The sequence below is a fragment of the Streptomyces ossamyceticus genome (assembly GCF_001418475.1).
Taxonomy (GTDB): Bacteria; Actinomycetota; Actinomycetes; order Streptomycetales; family Streptomycetaceae; genus Streptomyces; species Streptomyces ossamyceticus.
In genome coordinates this window covers 1-16,391 of sequence record NZ_LIQX01000136.1, presented here as the reverse complement: position 1 = coordinate 16,391, position 16,391 = coordinate 1, and the positions used below count along the sequence as shown (strand labels likewise).

16 protein-coding genes are annotated in these 16,391 nt (G+C 72.0%); 7 read left to right on the top strand and 9 right to left on the bottom strand.

Going from position 1 to position 16,391, the window contains the following annotated elements; translation table 11 throughout:
• Window positions 1–1,452: MocR-like transcription factor YczR (yczR, locus tag AOK15_RS12020; protein WP_055515743.1), on the bottom strand; the 1,452-nt coding region annotated here is incomplete at its 3' end.
• A gap of 101 nt (window positions 1,453–1,553) precedes the next feature.
• Between yczR and yczE the strand changes: the two genes are divergently transcribed.
• The 4 genes from yczE to AOK15_RS12000 all read left to right on the top strand — a co-directional run bounded on the left by yczE (window position 1,554) and on the right by AOK15_RS12000 (window position 5,006).
• The gene (gene yczE, locus AOK15_RS12015; protein ID WP_055515741.1) at window positions 1,554–2,204 is read left to right on the top strand and encodes a membrane protein YczE; all 651 of its coding nucleotides are present in this window, start codon (window positions 1,554–1,556) and stop codon (window positions 2,202–2,204) included.
• Window positions 2,201–2,968: a glycerophosphodiester phosphodiesterase family protein gene (locus AOK15_RS12010; protein ID WP_055515739.1), complete on the top strand. Its 768-nt coding sequence runs from the start codon at window positions 2,201–2,203 to the stop codon at window positions 2,966–2,968. Before yczE ends, AOK15_RS12010 begins: the two co-directional genes overlap by 4 nt.
• Before the next feature lie 41 nt (window positions 2,969–3,009).
• Window positions 3,010–4,365 (top strand): MFS transporter, encoded by a 1,356-nt coding sequence (locus tag AOK15_RS12005; RefSeq protein WP_055515738.1) that lies wholly within the window; start codon window positions 3,010–3,012, stop codon window positions 4,363–4,365.
• A gap of 266 nt (window positions 4,366–4,631) precedes the next feature.
• Complete coding sequence (locus AOK15_RS12000) at window positions 4,632–5,006, top strand: RNA polymerase-binding protein RbpA (RefSeq protein WP_003977404.1); 375 nt, start codon at window positions 4,632–4,634, stop codon at window positions 5,004–5,006.
• A 69-nt stretch (window positions 5,007–5,075) separates the two neighbouring features.
• Here AOK15_RS12000 and fxsA read toward each other — a convergent pair whose 3' ends face one another.
• From fxsA to AOK15_RS11980, 4 genes are all read right to left on the bottom strand, one after another.
• Entirely contained in the window at window positions 5,076–5,666 is a 591-nt protein-coding gene (gene fxsA, locus AOK15_RS11995) for an FxsA family membrane protein (RefSeq protein ID WP_055515736.1), read from the bottom strand.
• 46 nt (window positions 5,667–5,712) lie between these two features.
• The gene (locus AOK15_RS11990) at window positions 5,713–6,528 is read right to left on the bottom strand and encodes a polyprenol monophosphomannose synthase (RefSeq protein ID WP_055515734.1); all 816 of its coding nucleotides are present in this window, start codon (window positions 6,526–6,528) and stop codon (window positions 5,713–5,715) included.
• Between the two features lie 674 nt (window positions 6,529–7,202).
• Window positions 7,203–8,807 carry an amidohydrolase gene (locus tag AOK15_RS11985; protein ID WP_055515732.1) on the bottom strand — a complete coding sequence of 535 codons (1,605 nt, stop codon included), beginning with the start codon at window positions 8,805–8,807 and terminating at the stop codon, window positions 7,203–7,205.
• Between the two features lie 70 nt (window positions 8,808–8,877).
• Window positions 8,878–9,318 carry an Lrp/AsnC family transcriptional regulator gene (locus AOK15_RS11980; RefSeq protein ID WP_033532524.1) on the bottom strand — a complete coding sequence of 147 codons (441 nt, stop codon included), beginning with the start codon at window positions 9,316–9,318 and terminating at the stop codon, window positions 8,878–8,880.
• A 268-nt stretch (window positions 9,319–9,586) separates the two neighbouring features.
• Here AOK15_RS11980 and AOK15_RS11975 point away from each other — a divergent pair, with 268 nt between their 5' ends.
• A complete protein-coding gene (locus AOK15_RS11975) occupies window positions 9,587–10,012 on the top strand; it encodes a hypothetical protein (protein WP_055515729.1) in 426 nt (141 codons plus the stop codon).
• Window positions 10,013–10,556: 544 nt separating this feature from the next.
• On the opposite strand, the gene AOK15_RS11970 is transcribed toward AOK15_RS11975, so the two are convergent.
• On the bottom strand, window positions 10,557–11,729 hold the full coding sequence (locus AOK15_RS11970; RefSeq protein WP_055515727.1) for an acyl-CoA dehydrogenase family protein: 1,173 nt from the start codon (window positions 11,727–11,729) through the stop codon (window positions 10,557–10,559).
• Between the two features lie 390 nt (window positions 11,730–12,119).
• On the opposite strand from AOK15_RS11970, the gene AOK15_RS11965 reads away from it, so the two are divergent.
• On the top strand, window positions 12,120–13,364 hold the full coding sequence (locus AOK15_RS11965) for a glycoside hydrolase family 18 protein (RefSeq protein WP_055515725.1): 1,245 nt from the start codon (window positions 12,120–12,122) through the stop codon (window positions 13,362–13,364).
• A gap of 72 nt (window positions 13,365–13,436) precedes the next feature.
• On the opposite strand, the gene AOK15_RS11960 is transcribed toward AOK15_RS11965, so the two are convergent.
• From AOK15_RS11960 to AOK15_RS11955, 3 genes are all read right to left on the bottom strand, one after another.
• Window positions 13,437–14,096: a TetR/AcrR family transcriptional regulator gene (locus tag AOK15_RS11960; protein WP_055515723.1), complete on the bottom strand. Its 660-nt coding sequence runs from the start codon at window positions 14,094–14,096 to the stop codon at window positions 13,437–13,439.
• A 128-nt stretch (window positions 14,097–14,224) separates the two neighbouring features.
• Window positions 14,225–14,368 carry an SCO1431 family membrane protein gene (locus AOK15_RS43840; RefSeq protein WP_107099392.1) on the bottom strand — a complete coding sequence of 48 codons (144 nt, stop codon included), beginning with the start codon at window positions 14,366–14,368 and terminating at the stop codon, window positions 14,225–14,227.
• A 94-nt stretch (window positions 14,369–14,462) separates the two neighbouring features.
• Window positions 14,463–15,848, bottom strand: coding sequence for a peptidase C39 family protein (locus tag AOK15_RS11955; protein WP_055515721.1), 1,386 nt, complete (start codon window positions 15,846–15,848; stop codon window positions 14,463–14,465).
• A gap of 172 nt (window positions 15,849–16,020) precedes the next feature.
• Here AOK15_RS11955 and AOK15_RS11950 point away from each other — a divergent pair.
• The coding region (locus AOK15_RS11950) for a uridine kinase family protein (protein WP_420876893.1) at window positions 16,021–16,391 on the top strand (371 nt) is incomplete at its 3' end.

Here is a 16,391-nt window from a genome sequence, read left to right as displayed (position 1 = left end):
CCGCACCAGCCGCGCCGCCGCGGCCAGGCGGGTCGCCGCCTCCTCCGCGACCGCCCCGCCCACGGTGAACGGCAGCCGTACATACCCCTCGAACGCCCCGTCGACCCCGAACCGCGGCCCGGACGGCACCCGGACGCCGACCCGCTCCCCCACCTCCGCGAGTCGCGACCCGGACAGACCCCCGGTCCGGACCCACAGCGTCAGCCCGCCCCGCGGCTCGCTGAACTCCCAGTCCGGCAGCTCCCTGCGCACGGCGGTGACGAGCGCGTCCCGGTTCTCCCGCGCCTGCTCCCGCCGCATCCCGACGGCCTGCTCCCAGCCCCCGGAACCCATCAGCCAGTTCACGGCCAGCTGCTCCAGCACCGGCGTCCCCAGATCCGCGTACGCCCGCGCCGCCACAAGACTGCGGATCACCTCGGGCGCGGCTCGCACCCATCCGATCCGCATGCCCGCCCAGAACGCCTTGCTGGCCGACCCGACCGTGATCACCGTGGAGCCCGCCGGATCGAACGCGCAGACCGGCCGGGGCATCTCCACCCCCTCGTCGAGGTACAGCTCGGCCATGGTCTCGTCCACGACCAGCACCGTGCCGGCGGCCCGGGCCGCGTCGACCAGTCCCCGCCGCCGGTCCTCGTCGGCGAGCGCCCCCGTGGGGTTGTGGAAGTCGGCGACGACGTAGGCGAGCCGCGGCGCCGCCTCCCGCAGCACCTGCCGCCAGCGGTCCATGTCCCACCCGGCGAGCCCCTCGGCCATCGCGACCGGCACCAGCCGGGCCCCGGCCTCCCGCATCAGCTGAAGGATGTTGGCGTACGAGGGCGACTCCACGGCGATCCGCTCGCCGCGCCCCGCGAAGAGGTGGCAGATGGCGTCCATGGCGCCCATGGCCCCCGTGGTCACCATGATCTGCTCGGGCATCGTCGGGATGCCGCGCGCGGTGTACCGGTCGGCGAGCATCGAGCGGAGCGCGGGCAGCCCGGCCGGATAGTCGCCGTGCGTGTGCGCGTACGGCGGAAGCTCCTCCAGGGCGCCCTGCACGGCGCGGGTCAGCCAGGGTTCGGGCGCGGGCAGCGCCGCGCACCCCAGGTCGATCATCGAGCCGAGCGCCTCCGGGGGCAGCGGCTCCAGACCCCGCGCCGGCAGCGGCTTCCCGGCCGGTACGGCGGTCCAGCTGCCCGCCCCGCGACGGGACTCCAGGAACCCCTCCGTGCGCAGCGCCTCGTAGGCCGCGGCGACGGTCGTACGGGAGACGGAGAGCGCGAGCGCCAGCTCCCGCTCGGCGGGCAGCCGGGCCGCCACCGGCACGCGCCCTTCGAGGACCAGCAACCGGACGCCGTCGGCGAGGGCACGGTAGGCGGGCGGACGCTTGCTGCCTGGCCCACTGGGGCGGTCCTGCTGGGAGTTGAGCATGCGAGCGAGCTGCGCGGCCCCGACCGCGGAAGTCCACTGAGACACGTTTCCAGTCCACCTTCCCCGAATTGGCCATGGAGCACATCACTCCTCAAGCCACAGGGTGACATGCGACAGGCCACTACCACCAACAAGGGGGACATCTCGTGTCCGCACACGGGCATCTCACGCGGCGCCTGCTTCAGCTCTACGTCGGCCTCACCCTCTACGGCGTGAGCTCGGCGCTCCTTGTCCGGTCGGGTCTCGGGCTGGAGCCCTGGAACGTGCTCCACCAGGGGATCTCCGAGCGGACCGGCCTGTCGATGGGGGTCGTCCTCACGATCCTGGGCGCCGCGATCCTGCTGCTGTGGATCCCGCTGCGCCAGCGCCCCGGCCTCGGCACGGTCTCCAACGTCCTGGTGATCGGGGCCGCGATGGACGCGACGCTCGCCCTGACCCCGGACGCCCGCACCTGGGCGGCCCGCCTCGCCCTGATGGTCGTCGGGATCGTCCTGAACGGCGCCGCGACCGGCCTCTACATCGCCGCCCGCTTCGGCCCGGGCCCCCGCGACGGCCTGATGACCGGCCTGAACCGGGTGACCGGCCTGTCGATCCGTCTCGTCCGCACGGGCATCGAACTGACGGTGGTCGCGACCGGCTTCGTCCTCGGCGGCACGGTCGGCGTGGGTACCCTCCTGTACGCCCTCTCCATAGGCCCGCTCGCCCAGCTGTTCCTGCGCGTGTTCGCCGTCCCCTCGGCGTCCGGCAGCACGGTCGTTGCCACCGGTCCATCGGAGCGGGCCATACTTCCCGGGTGACCGCCCTGATACGCCACCCCTACCTCGACCATCCGGGCCCGATCGCCTTCGCCCACCGGGGCGGGGCGGCGGACGGCCTGGAGAACACCACGGCCCAGTTCCGGCACGCGGTGGAGTCGGGCTACCGGTACATCGAGACCGACGTGCACGCCACGCTCGACGGCAAGCTCGTCGCCTTCCACGACGCCACCCTGGACCGGGTCACCGACGGGTCGGGCCGGATAGCGGACCTGCCGTGGAAGGAGGTGGGGCACGCGCGCGTGGCGGGCGTCGAACCGGTCCCCCTCTTCGAGGAACTCCTGGAGACCTTCCCCGACGTCCGCTGGAACGTGGACGTCAAGGCGGAGTCGGCGCTCCACCCCTTGCTCAACCTGATCGCCCACACCGACACCTGGGACCGCGTCTGCGTCGGCTCCTTCTCCGAGCCGCGGGTGGCGCGGGCCCAGCGCCTGGCCGGCCCCCGTCTGGCCACCTCGTACGGCACCGGCGGCGTCCTCGGGCTGCGACTGCGCTCGTGGGGGTTCCCCGCCCCGCTGCGCCGCTCGGCGATCGCCGCGCAGGTGCCCGAGTCGCAGGCGGGGGTGCCGGTCGTCGACCACCGTTTCGTGCGGACCGCCCATGCCCGCGGCCTCCAGGTCCATGTGTGGACCGTGAACGAACCGCAACGTATGCACCGTCTCCTCGACCTCGGCGTCGATGGCATCATGACCGATCACATCGACACGCTGCGCAAGGTGCTCGAAGACCGGGGGACCTGGGTCTGAGGCCGTCGCGCGGCCCTTCCCGGGGAAGCGAGGGGGCACGGGTGGGCACCGACACCGTGCGGACGGACGAGGCCGACGAGGCCGCGGACCGGCGACGCGAACAGCGCGGCTGGTACTTCTACGACTGGGCCTGTTCCGTCTACTCGACCAGCGTCCTGACCGTGTTCCTCGGCCCCTATCTGACCGAGGTCGCCAAGTCCGCAGCCGACCCCGACGGTTACGTCCACCCGCTGGGCATCCCGGTCCGCGCCGGCTCGTTCTTCGCGTACTCGGTGTCCCTGTCGGTGATCGTCGCCGTGGTGATCATGCCGCTGGTGGGCGCCGCCGCCGACCGCACCGGCCGCAAGAAGCCCCTCCTCGGAGCGGCCGCCTATCTGGGCGCCGCCGCCACGGCCGGCATGTTCTTCCTGGACGGCGACCGCTACCTCCTCGGCGGCGTGCTCCTCGTCGTCGCGAACGCGGCGCAGTCCGTCGCGATGATGCTCTACAACTCCTACCTCCCCCAGATCGCGCCGCCCGAGGAACGCGACGCCGTCTCCTCCCGGGGCTGGGCCTTCGGCTACGCGTCGGGCTCCCTGGTCCTCGTGGCCAACCTGATCCTCTTCACCTCGCACGACAGCTTCGGCCTCTCGGAGGGCATGGCCGTCCGCATCTGTCTGGCCTCGGCGGGCCTGTGGTGGGGCGCCTTCGCCCTGATCCCGCTGCGCCGGCTGCGGGACCGCCGCAAGCCGTCGGCGGAGACCGGGGAGGCCACCGCGCCGGGGCTGCGCCAGCTGGCGGCGACCGTCCGGGACATGCGCCGCCACCCCCTCACACTCGCCTTCCTCCTGGCGTACCTGATCTACAACGACGGCATCCAGACGGTGATCTCGCAGGCGTCGGTCTACGGCTCCGAGGAACTCGGCCTCGGGCAGTCCACGCTGATCGTGGCGGTCCTGCTGGTGCAGGTGCTCGCGGTGTGCGGCGCCCTCGGCATGGGCCGGCTGGCCCGCCGCTTCGGTGCCAAGCGGACGATCCTCGGCTCCCTGGTCGCCTGGACGCTGATCCTGTCCGTCGGCTACTTCCTCCCGGCGGGGGCACCCGTCTGGTTCTTCGTGCTGGCCGGCGGCATCGGTCTGGTCCTCGGCGGCAGCCAGGCCCTGTCCCGCTCCCTCTTCTCCCACCTCGTCCCGCCCGGCAAGGAGGCCGAGTACTTCTCGGCGTACGAGATGAGCGACCGTGGGATGAGCTGGCTCGGTCCGCTGCTGTTCGGTCTCACCTACCAGCTGACCGGAAGTTATCGGGACGCGATCATCTCGCTGGTTCTCTTCTTCGTGCTCGGATTCGCCCTGCTCGCGAGGGTTCCGGTGCGCCGGGCGATCGGCGACGCGGGCAACCCCGTTCCCGAGAGGATTTAGCACCGGGAGCGAAAGGGCTGTAGTGTACGCGTTTGGCCTGCCAGGCGTACCGTTACTGCGCGTCAAAGATGCCGAAACGCTGGGTGACATCTGCTGTCAGATGTGACAAACCGGGCGCCGGTGGGTACAACAAGGGCGGCTACGACGGCGACGCATGACCCGGAACGGGACACGGAACGGGAATCTTTACCGCCGACCGGACGTTGACCGGATGACGACGACAGCGACACCTGTCCTGTGGGCGACAAGCCCGGGAGGCACGATTCATGAGTGAGCGAGCTCTTCGCGGCACGCGCCTCGTGGTGACCAGCTACGAGACGGACCGCGGCATCGACTTGGCTCCGCGCCAGGCCGTGGAGTACGCATGCGAGAAGGGGCACCGCTTCGAGATGCCCTTCTCGGTGGAGGCGGAGATCCCGCCGGAGTGGGAGTGCAAGGTCTGTGGGGCCCAGGCACTCCTCGTGGACGGCGACGGCCCCGAGGAGAAGAAGGCCAAGCCCGCGCGTACCCATTGGGACATGCTGATGGAGCGGCGCACCCGTGAGGAACTCGAAGAGGTCCTCGAGGAGCGCCTGGCCGTTCTCCGCTCCGGTGCGATGAACATCGCGGTTCATCCGCGAGACAGCCGCAAGTCCGCGTAGCCCCTGCGGGGGCTGGGCGGCAGACCCAGAGCGCACGAAGACCGCGGTCTTCGTGCGCTCCTGGCGCCCTCAGTACCCCAGCGGCGGCCGCGCGTCCCTCGGCTCGTCGGCGCTGCCCGGCGCCTCGTCCCTGATGACCTCGCCCGGGACGACCTTGCCGTCGGGGCGGTGGATCCGCGCCTGGGTGTACGCGTCCCCGAGCCCTCCGGCCCCCGCCTCCCGCAGCTTCCGCTCGAACGTGCGCTCCGTGTACCGCCCCAGCGCCTTCTGCACCGGCGGCACCAACAGCACCAGCCCGACCACGTCAGAGACGATGCCCGGCAGCATCAGCAGCAGCCCGCCCAGCATCAGGAAGCCGTTGCCCTCGTTCTTGCCGGCCTCGACCCCCGACGCCGCGCCGCCGCCGGCCTGCTGCTGTTGCAGCGTCTCGGTCAGCGACCGGAACGCCCGCCTCCCGGCCCGCTTGACCACCGCGGACCCGGCGAGGAACCCGGCCACCAGCAGCACGATCACCGCGAGCCCACCGGCCGCGCCCGCGACCACCGTGAGCAGCCAGATCTCCAGCACGAGCCACGCGGCGATCCCCAGGGGCAGGAACGTGCGCAGCCGGGAGCGCCGAGGCCGGGCGGGGTACGTCGTGGTCGAAGCGCCAGTCGTCATGCTCCCAGTGTGCCTGCCGCCGTCTCAGGACGGGATAAGGGAACGATCAGTTCTTCCCGTCCGGGTCCGCGCTCCTGCTGTCGCGGCCGAGGACCTTGCCGACCCGCTCGCCCACGCCCCAGGCGGTGACCCGCCACAGCGCCTCGACGAGGATGTCCCGGCTCATCTTGGAATCGCCCAGCTCGCGCTCGACGAAGGTGATGGGCACCTCGACGACGTGGTAGCCGGCCTTGATCGCCCGGCGGGCGAGGTCGACCTGGAAGCAGTAGCCCTGGGAGGCGACCTCCTCGAGGCCGAGCCCTTCGAGGGTCTCCCGACGGAACGCGCGGTAGCCGCCGGTCACGTCGCGGACGGGGACGTCGAGCAGGACCCGGGAGTAGAGGCTGCCGCCGCGGGAGATGAACTCGCGGGACTTGGGCCAGTTCACCACGCGCCCGCCCGGCACCCACCGGGACCCGAGGACGAGGTCGGCGCCCTTCAGCGCGGTCAGCAGCCGGGGCAACTCCTCGGGCTGGTGCGAACCGTCCGCGTCCATCTCGATCAGGACGCCGTAGCCGTGCTCCATGCCCCAGCGGAAACCCGCGAGGTACGCGGCGCCGAGTCCTTCCTTGCCCTTGCGGTGCAGCACCTGGACCTGGTCGTCCTCGGCGGCCAGTTCGTCGGCGAGCTTGCCGGTGCCGTCGGGGCTGTTGTCGTCGGCCACCAGGACGTGCGCCTCGGGAACAGCCTTGCGCACCCGGCCGACGATGGTCTTGATGTTCTCCGCCTCGTTGTAGGTCGGAATGATCACCAAGGCCGTGCCGAGCGGGCCGAAGCGCCTCTCCTGGCCTGCTGCCGCGAGGGTCCCGTCGCCGTCGTTCACTGCTGCCCCTTCAAGTCCGTACGCAGGGGTCCACCATAGTGGCCGCGGCCTGCGCCGGAGTGTCGCCTCCTGTCCAGAGGGGTGTCGATTCGACAGGGGGTGTGCGGGAGCACGCCCCGCGGGAGCGTGTGCGCCGGGCATGAACGCGGTGGCGACCGACGCGGAACGGACCAGGGCCGGTCTTCCGCCGGCCGCGTAGGCCACTGCCGCCCGCCGGCCCCGGAGCCGGGGTGGGCCACCCTCCGGTTGCGGAGCCGGGGGCCTTCCGCCGCGGCGGATGGGGGCCCGGCGCCCTTCGGGCCGACCTGGGACCCGCTGGCTGCGGGTCGACCGAAAGCCGTTGTCTACTGAGCTGCCGGGCCCCACCCGGGTCACACCTACCCGACCGGTCCGGAACGTTCCCTCGCCGAGCGCGAACCCTGGGCCTGGCTGCCAGCGGTGGTGCGCCGGTCGGGCGCACCACCCCTGACCCAGCGGCGCTTCGACGACCGCGCGAAAGCTCCTCGGTCGGACGTCCGGTGGTGGACCCGGCCGAACCTACCGGCCTCCCGCCGCCCGCTGTCAACTACCGCCTGACCTGCGGGTTTTCCGTATGAGGCCTGGTGAGCGCGGAGGATGCCCAGGTCGCACGGCGACGGGGCGGGCCCTCACTCCTCCCCCGCCCGCCGTGGAGATCACTCGCCCGGCCGTACGAAGACCGTGCGCCCGGCCACGACGGTCCGCAGACAGACCGGCAGGTCGGTGCCGGGGCTGAGATCGGGCAGGCCGGGGGTGCCGGAACGGGGGTCGGTGGACCAGCGGGCGACCCGGTCGTCGGGGGCCTGGACGACCAGCCCATCGGTGCGCCAGACCGCGTAGTCGGCGGGGGCGCCCGGGACGAGGACGCCCGCGTCGTCCCGCCCGACAGCCCGCCAGCCGCCCCGCGTGTGGGCCGTGAACGCCGCGCGCACGGACACACGGTGCTCCGGCGTGCGGTGGAAGGCCGCCGCGCGGACCGTGCCCCACGGGTCCAGGGGCGTGACCGGGCTGTCGGAGCCGAAGGCGAGCGGCACCCCGGCCCGCAGGAGGGCCGCGAACGGGTTGAGGGCACGGGCGCGCTCGACGCCGAGGCGCTGGGCGTACATGCCCTCCTCGCCGCCCCACAGCGCGTCGAAGGCGGGCTGCACGGAGACGGTGAGGCCGAGTTCGGCGAAGGCGGCGACCGTGTCCGGGGTGAGCATCTCCGCGTGTTCGACGCGGTGGCGGGCGGCCCGCACGCGGGGCAGGCCGACCTTCTCCGCGGCCGCCCGGACTCCGTCGACCACGGCGGTCACGGCGGCGTCCCCGATGGCGTGGAAGCCCGCTTGGAGGCCCGCCTCGGTGCACGCGACCACATGGGAGGCGACGGCGTCGGCGTCGAGGTACGCGGTGCCGGTGTGCGGGGCGTCGGCGTACGGCTCGTGCAGGCACGCCGTGTGCGAGCCGAGGGCGCCGTCGACGAAGAGGTCACCAGCGGCGCCGACGGCCCCGAGGGCCTGTGCCTTGGCGACGTCCCGCTCGGCCCAGTAGCCGACGACCCGAGGGCCCGGCTCCTCGGCCGCGAGCCGCAGCAGCCCCGTGAAGTCGTCCTCGGAGGAGATCTCCGGGCCCGCGCACTCGTGGACCGAGCCGATGCCGAGGGAGGCGGCGCGGGCGAGGGCCGCGCGCTGGGCCTCGGTGCGCTGGGCCGGCGTGATGGCGCCGAGGGCGGTGGCCCGTACGGCGTGGTGGGCGTCGCGGGTGAGCGGGCCGTCGTCGAAGCGGTCGGCGCCCGGGACGAGGCCGAGCAGGGCCGTGGTGGCGACCGCCGAGTGGACGTCGATACGGCTCAGGTACAGCGGGCGGCCGCCGGTGGCCTCGTCGAGTTCGGCACGGGTCGGGGGGCGGCCGCCCGGCCAGCGCGCGGCGTCCCAGCCGTGGCCCAGCAGGACGCGGTCGGCCGGACGCGCGGCGGCGAATTCCCGGACGAGAACGAGTGCGGCCTCCAGGGAGGGGGCGGCCGAGAGGTCGAGGCCGGTGAGCGCGAGACCGGTGGAGGTGGTGTGCACATGGGCGTCGTTGAACGCCGGGGTGACCAGGGCGCCTTCGAGATCGATCACCTCGTCGACACCCTCGGCGAAGGCGTCGGCGGCGCCCTCGGACCCGACCCAGGCGATCTGTCCGTGTTCGACGACCATCGCGGTGGCGAACGGGTCGGCGGGGCTGTGGACCTCTCCTCCGCGCAGCAACACGGTTTCCGACGAGGCGGTGCGTTCACTCATGGGGAACAGTCTCGCGCCTGCCGCCGGTACGGCCGCACCTGGGCCCGTACCGGCGGCTGCCGCCCGGGGGTCAGATCCGGGGCGGCCTGGCCTCGTACGGCGTGGACAGCACCACCGTCGTGCGGGTGGAGACGCCCGCGAGGGAGCGCAGCCGGGCCAGCAGCTCCTCCAGCTCGTGGGGGGTGGCGACGCGGACCTTCAGGATGTAGTTCTCGTCGCCCGCGACGCTGTGGCAGGCCTCGATCTCGGGCACGCCGGCGAGGCGTTCCGCGATGTCGTCGGGGGCACTGGGGTCGAACGGTTTCACGGAGATGAACGCGGTCATGGGCAGCCCGACGGCCTCCGGGTCCACGACCGCGGCATAGCCCCGGATGACACCGCGCTGCTCGAGTCGGCGCACGCGCTGATGCACGGCCGACGTGGACAGGCCCGTGGCCTTGCCCAGGTCGGTGTAGCTCATCCGCCCGTCCGCGACGAGCAGCTGCACGATCTGTCGGTCCAGCTCCTCCATGGCGCAAGAACCTACAGGGCGGTTGATCTCCTCGGATACCTCAGCGGCGCAGGTCATGACCGGTTCGTGATGTGACCGGGGGCCCGCCGCGGGCCGTCGGGGCGATCGGGCCGGTGGGCGGGGCATCTGCGAGCGGCATGTGACGAAGGCCACAGCGCCCGAACAGGCTTCGTGATGATCTCGTGATTACCGCCGACACGGGACGGGAAGTGCTTGCTGTGGTCGAGGCCGCAGTGCCCGAACGGCCCAGCCCGAGGGGGAGAATCCCATGCAGAGTCTTAAGCGCCCTGGTCGTACCGCGCCCAAGCGCCTCCAGTCGGTCATCGAGCCCGAGCCGGAGGGCGTCGAACCGGACGACGAGTTCGACGCGTACGACACCTTCGAGATGTACCGGGTCATCTGCCCGGACTGCGCTCAGCCCATCGCCCTGCTGTCCGACGAGGACGCCCTGCCGGAGCACGCGCAGGTCGTGTCGCCGTGGAACCCGTTCGGGCTCACGGTCTGCGCCGGTACGGGCCGTGCCGCCACCGACGCCCGGTCCGCGGACGAGTCGGTGGAACCGCAGGAGCAGGACACCGTCCTTCTGTTGACGCTCCCGCAGGGGCTCGACTGGCGGACGCAGCCCTTCTCCCACGTCGGCGGCCCGGGTTCGCGCCCGATGCGTGTGCCGATGACGCGCCGCCAGGCCGCCTGACCCACGGGCCGTTCGGCCCTCCGCGTCCACGGCCTCCCGCCGCCGTGACCGCCCCTGAGACCTTCTGTCGTGGTCGCCCGCGCCATGGCGTCCTTCGGGCCGCCCTGGTGCGGGTCCGGTGCGTCCGACGCACGGGGGCGCGTACGCCACACCGACCGGGGCGGTCGCGAACGCAGTCACGATTCACCTGAGCGGTGACCGCCGCGCCGGTCGTCGCGTTGACCCGGCATGACCCCTACGTACCCGGTGGCCGGACGTCGCCACCACATCTTCGTCCCGGCCCCGGCAGAATCGGTTCCCCAGGGGGCGACCTCCTCACAGGATCCACCCATCTACCGGGCCCTGATGCGGACGTGGGCCGACGGGGGCCGCACCCTGCCCGGGCGTCATGACCCGGAGTGGGTGCGGCTGGTGACGCCCCCGAGCAATCTCGGTCAGTTCGGTGCCACCAGGGACGCGTTCGCCACGAGCAGATCGTTCGGCAGCTCGGCGCTCGGCTTCCACGGGCCCTTCGACGGCACCCCCGCCGACTTCGTCAACTCCTTCAGCGTGACTCGGGACCCGCGAGATGGCGGGCGATGACCATGCGCTGGATCTGATTGGTGCCCTCGACGATCTGCAGCACCTTGGCCTCGCGCATGTAGCGCTCGGCCGGGAAGTCGGCCGTGTAGCCGTAGCCGCCGAGGATCTGCACGGCGTCCGTGGTCACCTGCATCGCGCTGTCGGTGCACAGCAGTTTCGCCATGGCCGCCTGCTTGGAGAACGGCCGGCCCGCGTCCCGCAGCCGGGCGGCGGAGAGATACAGTGCGCGGCCCGCCTCTATCCGGGTCGCCATGTCGGCGAGCATGAAGCGCAGCCCCTGGAAGTCCGCGATCGGGCGCCCGAACTGCCGACGGGACGTCGCGTAGGCGACCGCCTCGTCCAGTGCGGCCTGGGCCACGCCGATCGCGCACGCCGCGATGCCGAGCCGCCCGGAGTCCAGCGCGGACAGGGCGATCGCGAAGCCCTGGCCCTCCTCGCCGAGGCGCCGGCTGTCGGGGACGCGCACCTCGTCGAAGTGAACCTGCGCGGTGGGCGAGCCCTTCATGCCCATCTTCTTCTCGGGCGCCGCCGCGCTCAGCCCCTCGGCGTCGCCGGGCACCAGGAAAGCCGTGATGCCGCGTGAGCCCTCGCCGCCGGTACGGGCCATGACCGTGTAGAAGTCGGCGATCCCGCCGTGCGTGATCCAGGCCTTGGTGCCGGTGATCACCCAGTCGTCGCCGTCCCGCACCGCCCTGGTCCGCAAGGACGCGGCGTCCGAACCCGACGAGGGCTCGGAGAGGCAGTAGGCGCCGAGCAGGCCGCCGCCGAGCATCGCCGGGAGGTGCTCGACCTGCTGCTCCTTGGTGCCGTAGGTGGCGAGCGCGTGGCAGGCGAGGGAGTGGACGCTCACACCGAGACCGACGGTGAGACGGGCCGCGGCGAGCTCCTCCAGGACCTGCAGATAGACCTCGTACGGCTGGTCGCCACCGCCGTGCTCGGAGTCGTACGGCAGGCCGAGCAGTCCCGACTCCGAGAGCAGGCCGAAGAGTTCGCGCGGGAAGCGACCGGCGTCCTCCTCCTCGGCCGCGTACGGGGCGATCTCCCGCTGCGCGATCTCACGGACGAGCGAGATCAGATCCCGGGCCTCCTCCGTGGGCAGTTGACGGTCCACCGGCTGCGGGGCGCGGTCGGGCATGGCGACGCTCTCCTCCCTGTCGGGCACTGCGGCGGCGCACACCAGGGATGGGGTGGCTCCGCCGGGTCTTACGGGCCGCGGCCGATGCTGCCCCTCCGGATCTCGGAAGTGTGCTGGTCAGCGGCTGTGGCGCTTGGAGTATGCCCGATCGGCGGCATCGAGTCACCAGTTAACGACCGCTAATTAGTAGAAAGCCGCGGAGCGACTCGCCGAAGCTGATTGGTCCAAACCATTGACCGATTGGTCTAGTCCTTCTACTGTTCCGGCAACGCGCCATCGCGTCCGTGCCAAACGGCGGCCCCGCAGCCGCGTGAGGCGGCGCCCCGGCGCGCCACCAGCAGGTCGGCTTTCCTCCCCCGCTCACTCCCCGCTCCCTCACGAGGAGACCCCATGCTCCGACCGTCCCACCCCCGCACCCGATCCCGGGCGCTGCTCTCCACCGCGTGTTGCGCCGCCCTCGGCGCGGGACTCCTGGCCGGCGCGGGCCCCGCGTCCGCCGGCGAGACGGCGGCCGGTGCGGCCGCGCGGCAGGCGGCCCCCGGCTCCAAGGTCGTCGGCTACTTCATCGACTGGGGCATCTACGGCCGCCAGTACTACGTCAAGAACATCGAGACGTCCGGTTCGGCGGACCGGCTCACCCACATCAACTACGCCTTCGGCAACGTCGTCGACGGCAAGTGCGCGCTCGGCGACCCCTGGGCGGACACCGACAAGCCGTTCACCGCGGAGGAGTCCGTGGACGGCGTCGCCGACACCGCCGACCAGCCGTTGAGCGGCAGCTTCAACCAGCTCCGCAAGCTCAAGAAGCTGCACCCGAAGCTCAAGATCGTCTGGTCGTTCGGCGGCTGGACCTGGTCCGGCGGCTTCGGCGAGGCGGCGAAGAACCCCGAGGCCTTCGCGAACTCCTGCTACGACCTCGTCGAGAACTCCCGCTGGAAGGACGTCTTCGACGGCATCGACATCGACTGGGAGTACCCCAACGCCTGCGGCCTCACCTGCGACACCAGCGGCCGGGAGTCCTTCGAGGAGCTGATGGCGGCACTGCGCAAACGATTCGGCAAGAAGGAGCTGGTCACCGCCGCGATCACGGCCGACGCCTCCAAGGGCGGCAGGATCGACGCGGCCGACTACGCGGGCGCCGCGAAGTACGTCGACTGGTACAATCCGATGACGTACGACTACTTCGGCGCCTGGGACGCGACCACCGCCCCGCACTCGCCGCTGTATCCGTACCCCGGCATCGCGAACCCGGTCTTCAACACCGCGTCGACCATCGCGAAGCTCAAGAGCCTCGGCATCCCGTCCTCCAAGCTGCTGCTCGGCCTGGGCTTCTACGGGCGGGGCTGGACGGGGGTCACCGAGTCGGCGCCCGGCGGCACCGCCACCGGCCCCGCCCCGGGCACGTACGAGGCCGGCTACGAGGACTACAAGGTGCTCAAGGCCAGGTGCCCGGCGAACGGCAGGGTGGGCGGCACCGCCTACGCCAAGTGCGGAGACGAGTGGTGGAGCTACGACACCCCGGCGACGGTCAAGGGGAAGATGAAGTACAAGAAGGCGCAGGGCCTCGGCGGCACCTTCTTCTGGGAGCTCAGCGGTGACACCCCGGACGGCGAGCTGATCAGGGCGATCAACTGACCCCGGAGGCACGGTATGTGGGGCGGAGGGCCGACAGCGGGCCTCCGCCCCGTCCCCGTCGGGCCCGGCCCGTCAGCCGTCGCGGCGGGCGGGCGCCGGGGCGGCGTACGACGGGTCGATCTCCTCGATGGCGCGCAGCGCTCCGCCCAGCATCCTGACCAGCAGCTCGCGCATCGTGTCGCGGTCCAGCCCCGGGCGGTCGATCCAGTCGAGGGTGGCGCCCTCGACCCCGCAGACCCAGCCGAACAGGCCCATGCGGACCACCGGGGCTATGTCGCTCCTGCCGTAGGCGCCCTCGGCGATGGTGGCGACGATGGCCTCGCGGACGCCGTCCCGGATGGCGTGCACCTGGGTGTCGAAGCCGACGCCCCCGCTGACGATGGTGCGGTAGGCGGCCTGGTTGTCCTGGGCGTAGCGCAGATAGCAGTCGATGGTGCGCTGCACGCGCTCCACCGGGGGCAGTCGGAGGCCACTGGCCGCATGCGTGATGAGGTCGGCCACCGAGTCCTCGACGATGGCGAGGTAGTAGCCGCGCTTGGACTTGAAGTAGTAGTAGATCAGTCCCTTGGCCACATGCGCCTGCTTCGCGATGTCGTCCATCGACAGCGTGTCGTAGGACGTGTCGGCGAACAACCTGCGCCCGATGGAGATGAGTTCGGCGCGGCGCGCTAGGGATCGGTCGGTGCCCCGGGCCCGCGGACGTTCGATCCCACGCTGTTGACTGCTATTCAATTTCGGTCCTGGTCTCCAACTGCCAGCGGGACAACCCGCAGTATGGCAGACCCGCACCACCAGCTTGTTCGACTCTGATCGACAGGATCGGGCGGTGGATCAGGCCTCGGGATCGGCAGGGGTGCGGGTCACAGCAGACCCAGCTGAACCACCAGCATCGCGACGACCACGACGAGGGTCCAGCCCATGATGTGTTCGACGATCTCGGGGCCGTCGTCCTCGGGGCCGCCCGTGCGGGTGCGGACGTCGGCGGTGGCAGAGGTCGCGGTCATGGCAGCTCGCTGGTGTGATCGACGTGCGGTGGACTTCCCCCCTACCGTGCGTCCACCTTGCCACCGGTCGGGGCGGTCGCGGCCGAGACCTTGGTCACACACGCACCCCGACCGCCGTGAGCGCGGCGCGCTGGCGGGCGGTGGGCCGCGCCGGGAAGTAGAGGTAGCAGACACCGCCGGTGCCGGAGACGACCTTGCCGGAGGCGTTGTACCGTTTGGTCCGCAGCCAGATGTTCTCCCACTCGCGCCGCAGGTAGACGCGGCGCACCGCCTCGTTGGCCGGGGAGTTCGGGTCGTTGGCGATGACATCCCCGTCGGCGGTGAAGCCGATCACCGTCATCAGGTGGCCGGGCGTGCCGTAGCCCGCGCCCGTCAGCTCCGCGGCGAGGAACGACTGGGAAGTTATCACCGGGATGCCCGCCGCGATCAGCTTCTCCAGGTCGGTGAGCGAGTGCAGCCGGGTCACCACGCCCTGGAGGTCCCGGTAGGTGGCGGCGTAGGCGGCGTTGAAGGGCCAGTTGCCGCAGCCCTGGTACGCGTGGTCGTAGGTGAACCGGGCGGCGTGGCACACCTGGGGGTCCGCGAAGTCCGGGTTGACCCAGGCCAGGTCCTCGGTGCTGGGCTTCCGCCCCCAGTACTCGATGATCATCTGGGAGGAGGTGGGGCTGCACCAGGCCTCGCCGCCGTTGTCGTACTCCGGGTACTGGCCCTTGTGGGTCTCCTGGGAGTAGCGCGGGACGTCCAGCTCGCGTGCGAGGCCGGGCGTGGAGGCCGGGACGGTGAAGCGGTCGGGGACGTCGGAGCCCATCGCGCCGACCCGCCAGACCGTGGGGGTGAGGCGGGTGCCGGGGGTGCGGTGGAGCGTCAGCCGCAGCCGGTACGAGGAGAGACGCAGCCCCGTGGCCGGGTCGTCGATGGCGAAGGTGTCCGTCCAGACGCTGCTCCGGCCGTCCTTCTGCCCGTCGAGGGAGGTCCGCCGGATGTCCTTGTCGCCCGACGCCCAGCGGCCCATCACGTACCAGGGGGTGTCGGTGCCGTCGGAGTAGGTGCCCCGCAGTTCGATCTGGGCCCAGGTGCCGTCCGGGGTGCGGGCGTTCCAGGAGGGGATGACCTCGGTGGCGGGCACGGCGAGCCGGTGCACGGGCGACGTCCAGGTCGCGTACTCCCAGGGGGCCGTGCGGCCGGTGTGCGGGTCGGTGTAGTCGATGGTGCCGGCCGGGGAGCCGATCACCAGCCCCGGCCGCTTTCCGGCCTGCGCGCGGGTGCCCTCGGAGGTGCCACCGCACCAGTCGGTGTACGACGTCCAGCCGTGATGGTCGACGACGCGCTCCGGTGCGCGCGCCGGGCGGGCCGGGGCCTCGGTCCGGACCGGTGGCGCGGCGGCGGTGGCCGGGACGGCGGCCGCTCCGGCCGCCGCGGCGGCTGTGGCGACGGCTGCGGTCAGGACGGTCCTGCGGGACGGCTCAGAAAGTCTCGACATGGGCGGGTGACCCCCAGTGGTCCGGGAAGACAGTTCAGACGCACGACTGTTCGCCAACTATGGACGCCGGACACGGACTTCTGCCAGCACCTCGGGCCACGCCACGCCCTCCAATATTGGTCGAGACCACTGGCACGTTCCGGTGTCGCCCGTCCCGGTGTTCAATCGCCCCATGCGCATCTCCCCCGCCTCCGAGGACCCCGCCGTCAGTGATCTGGCCGAGCGGCTGCGGCTGCTGCCGCCCTCCTGCGGGCCGGTCAGGCTCATCGGGGTCGACGGGCACGCGGGTTCCGGGAAGACCACGTTCGCCGGACGGCTGGTCCACGCGCTCGGAGACGCCCCCGTGCTCCATCTGGACGACATCGCCACCCACGAGGCACTGTTCGCGTGGACCGAGCGGCTGCTGGTCCAGGTGGTCGAACCGCTGCGGCTCGGCGGGACCGCGCACTACGCCCCTTACGACTGGCGGGAGCGGATCTTCGGCCCTCCCGTCGCCCTGCCGCCGCAACCCGTGATCGTCGTCGAGGGGGTCGGCGCGGGACG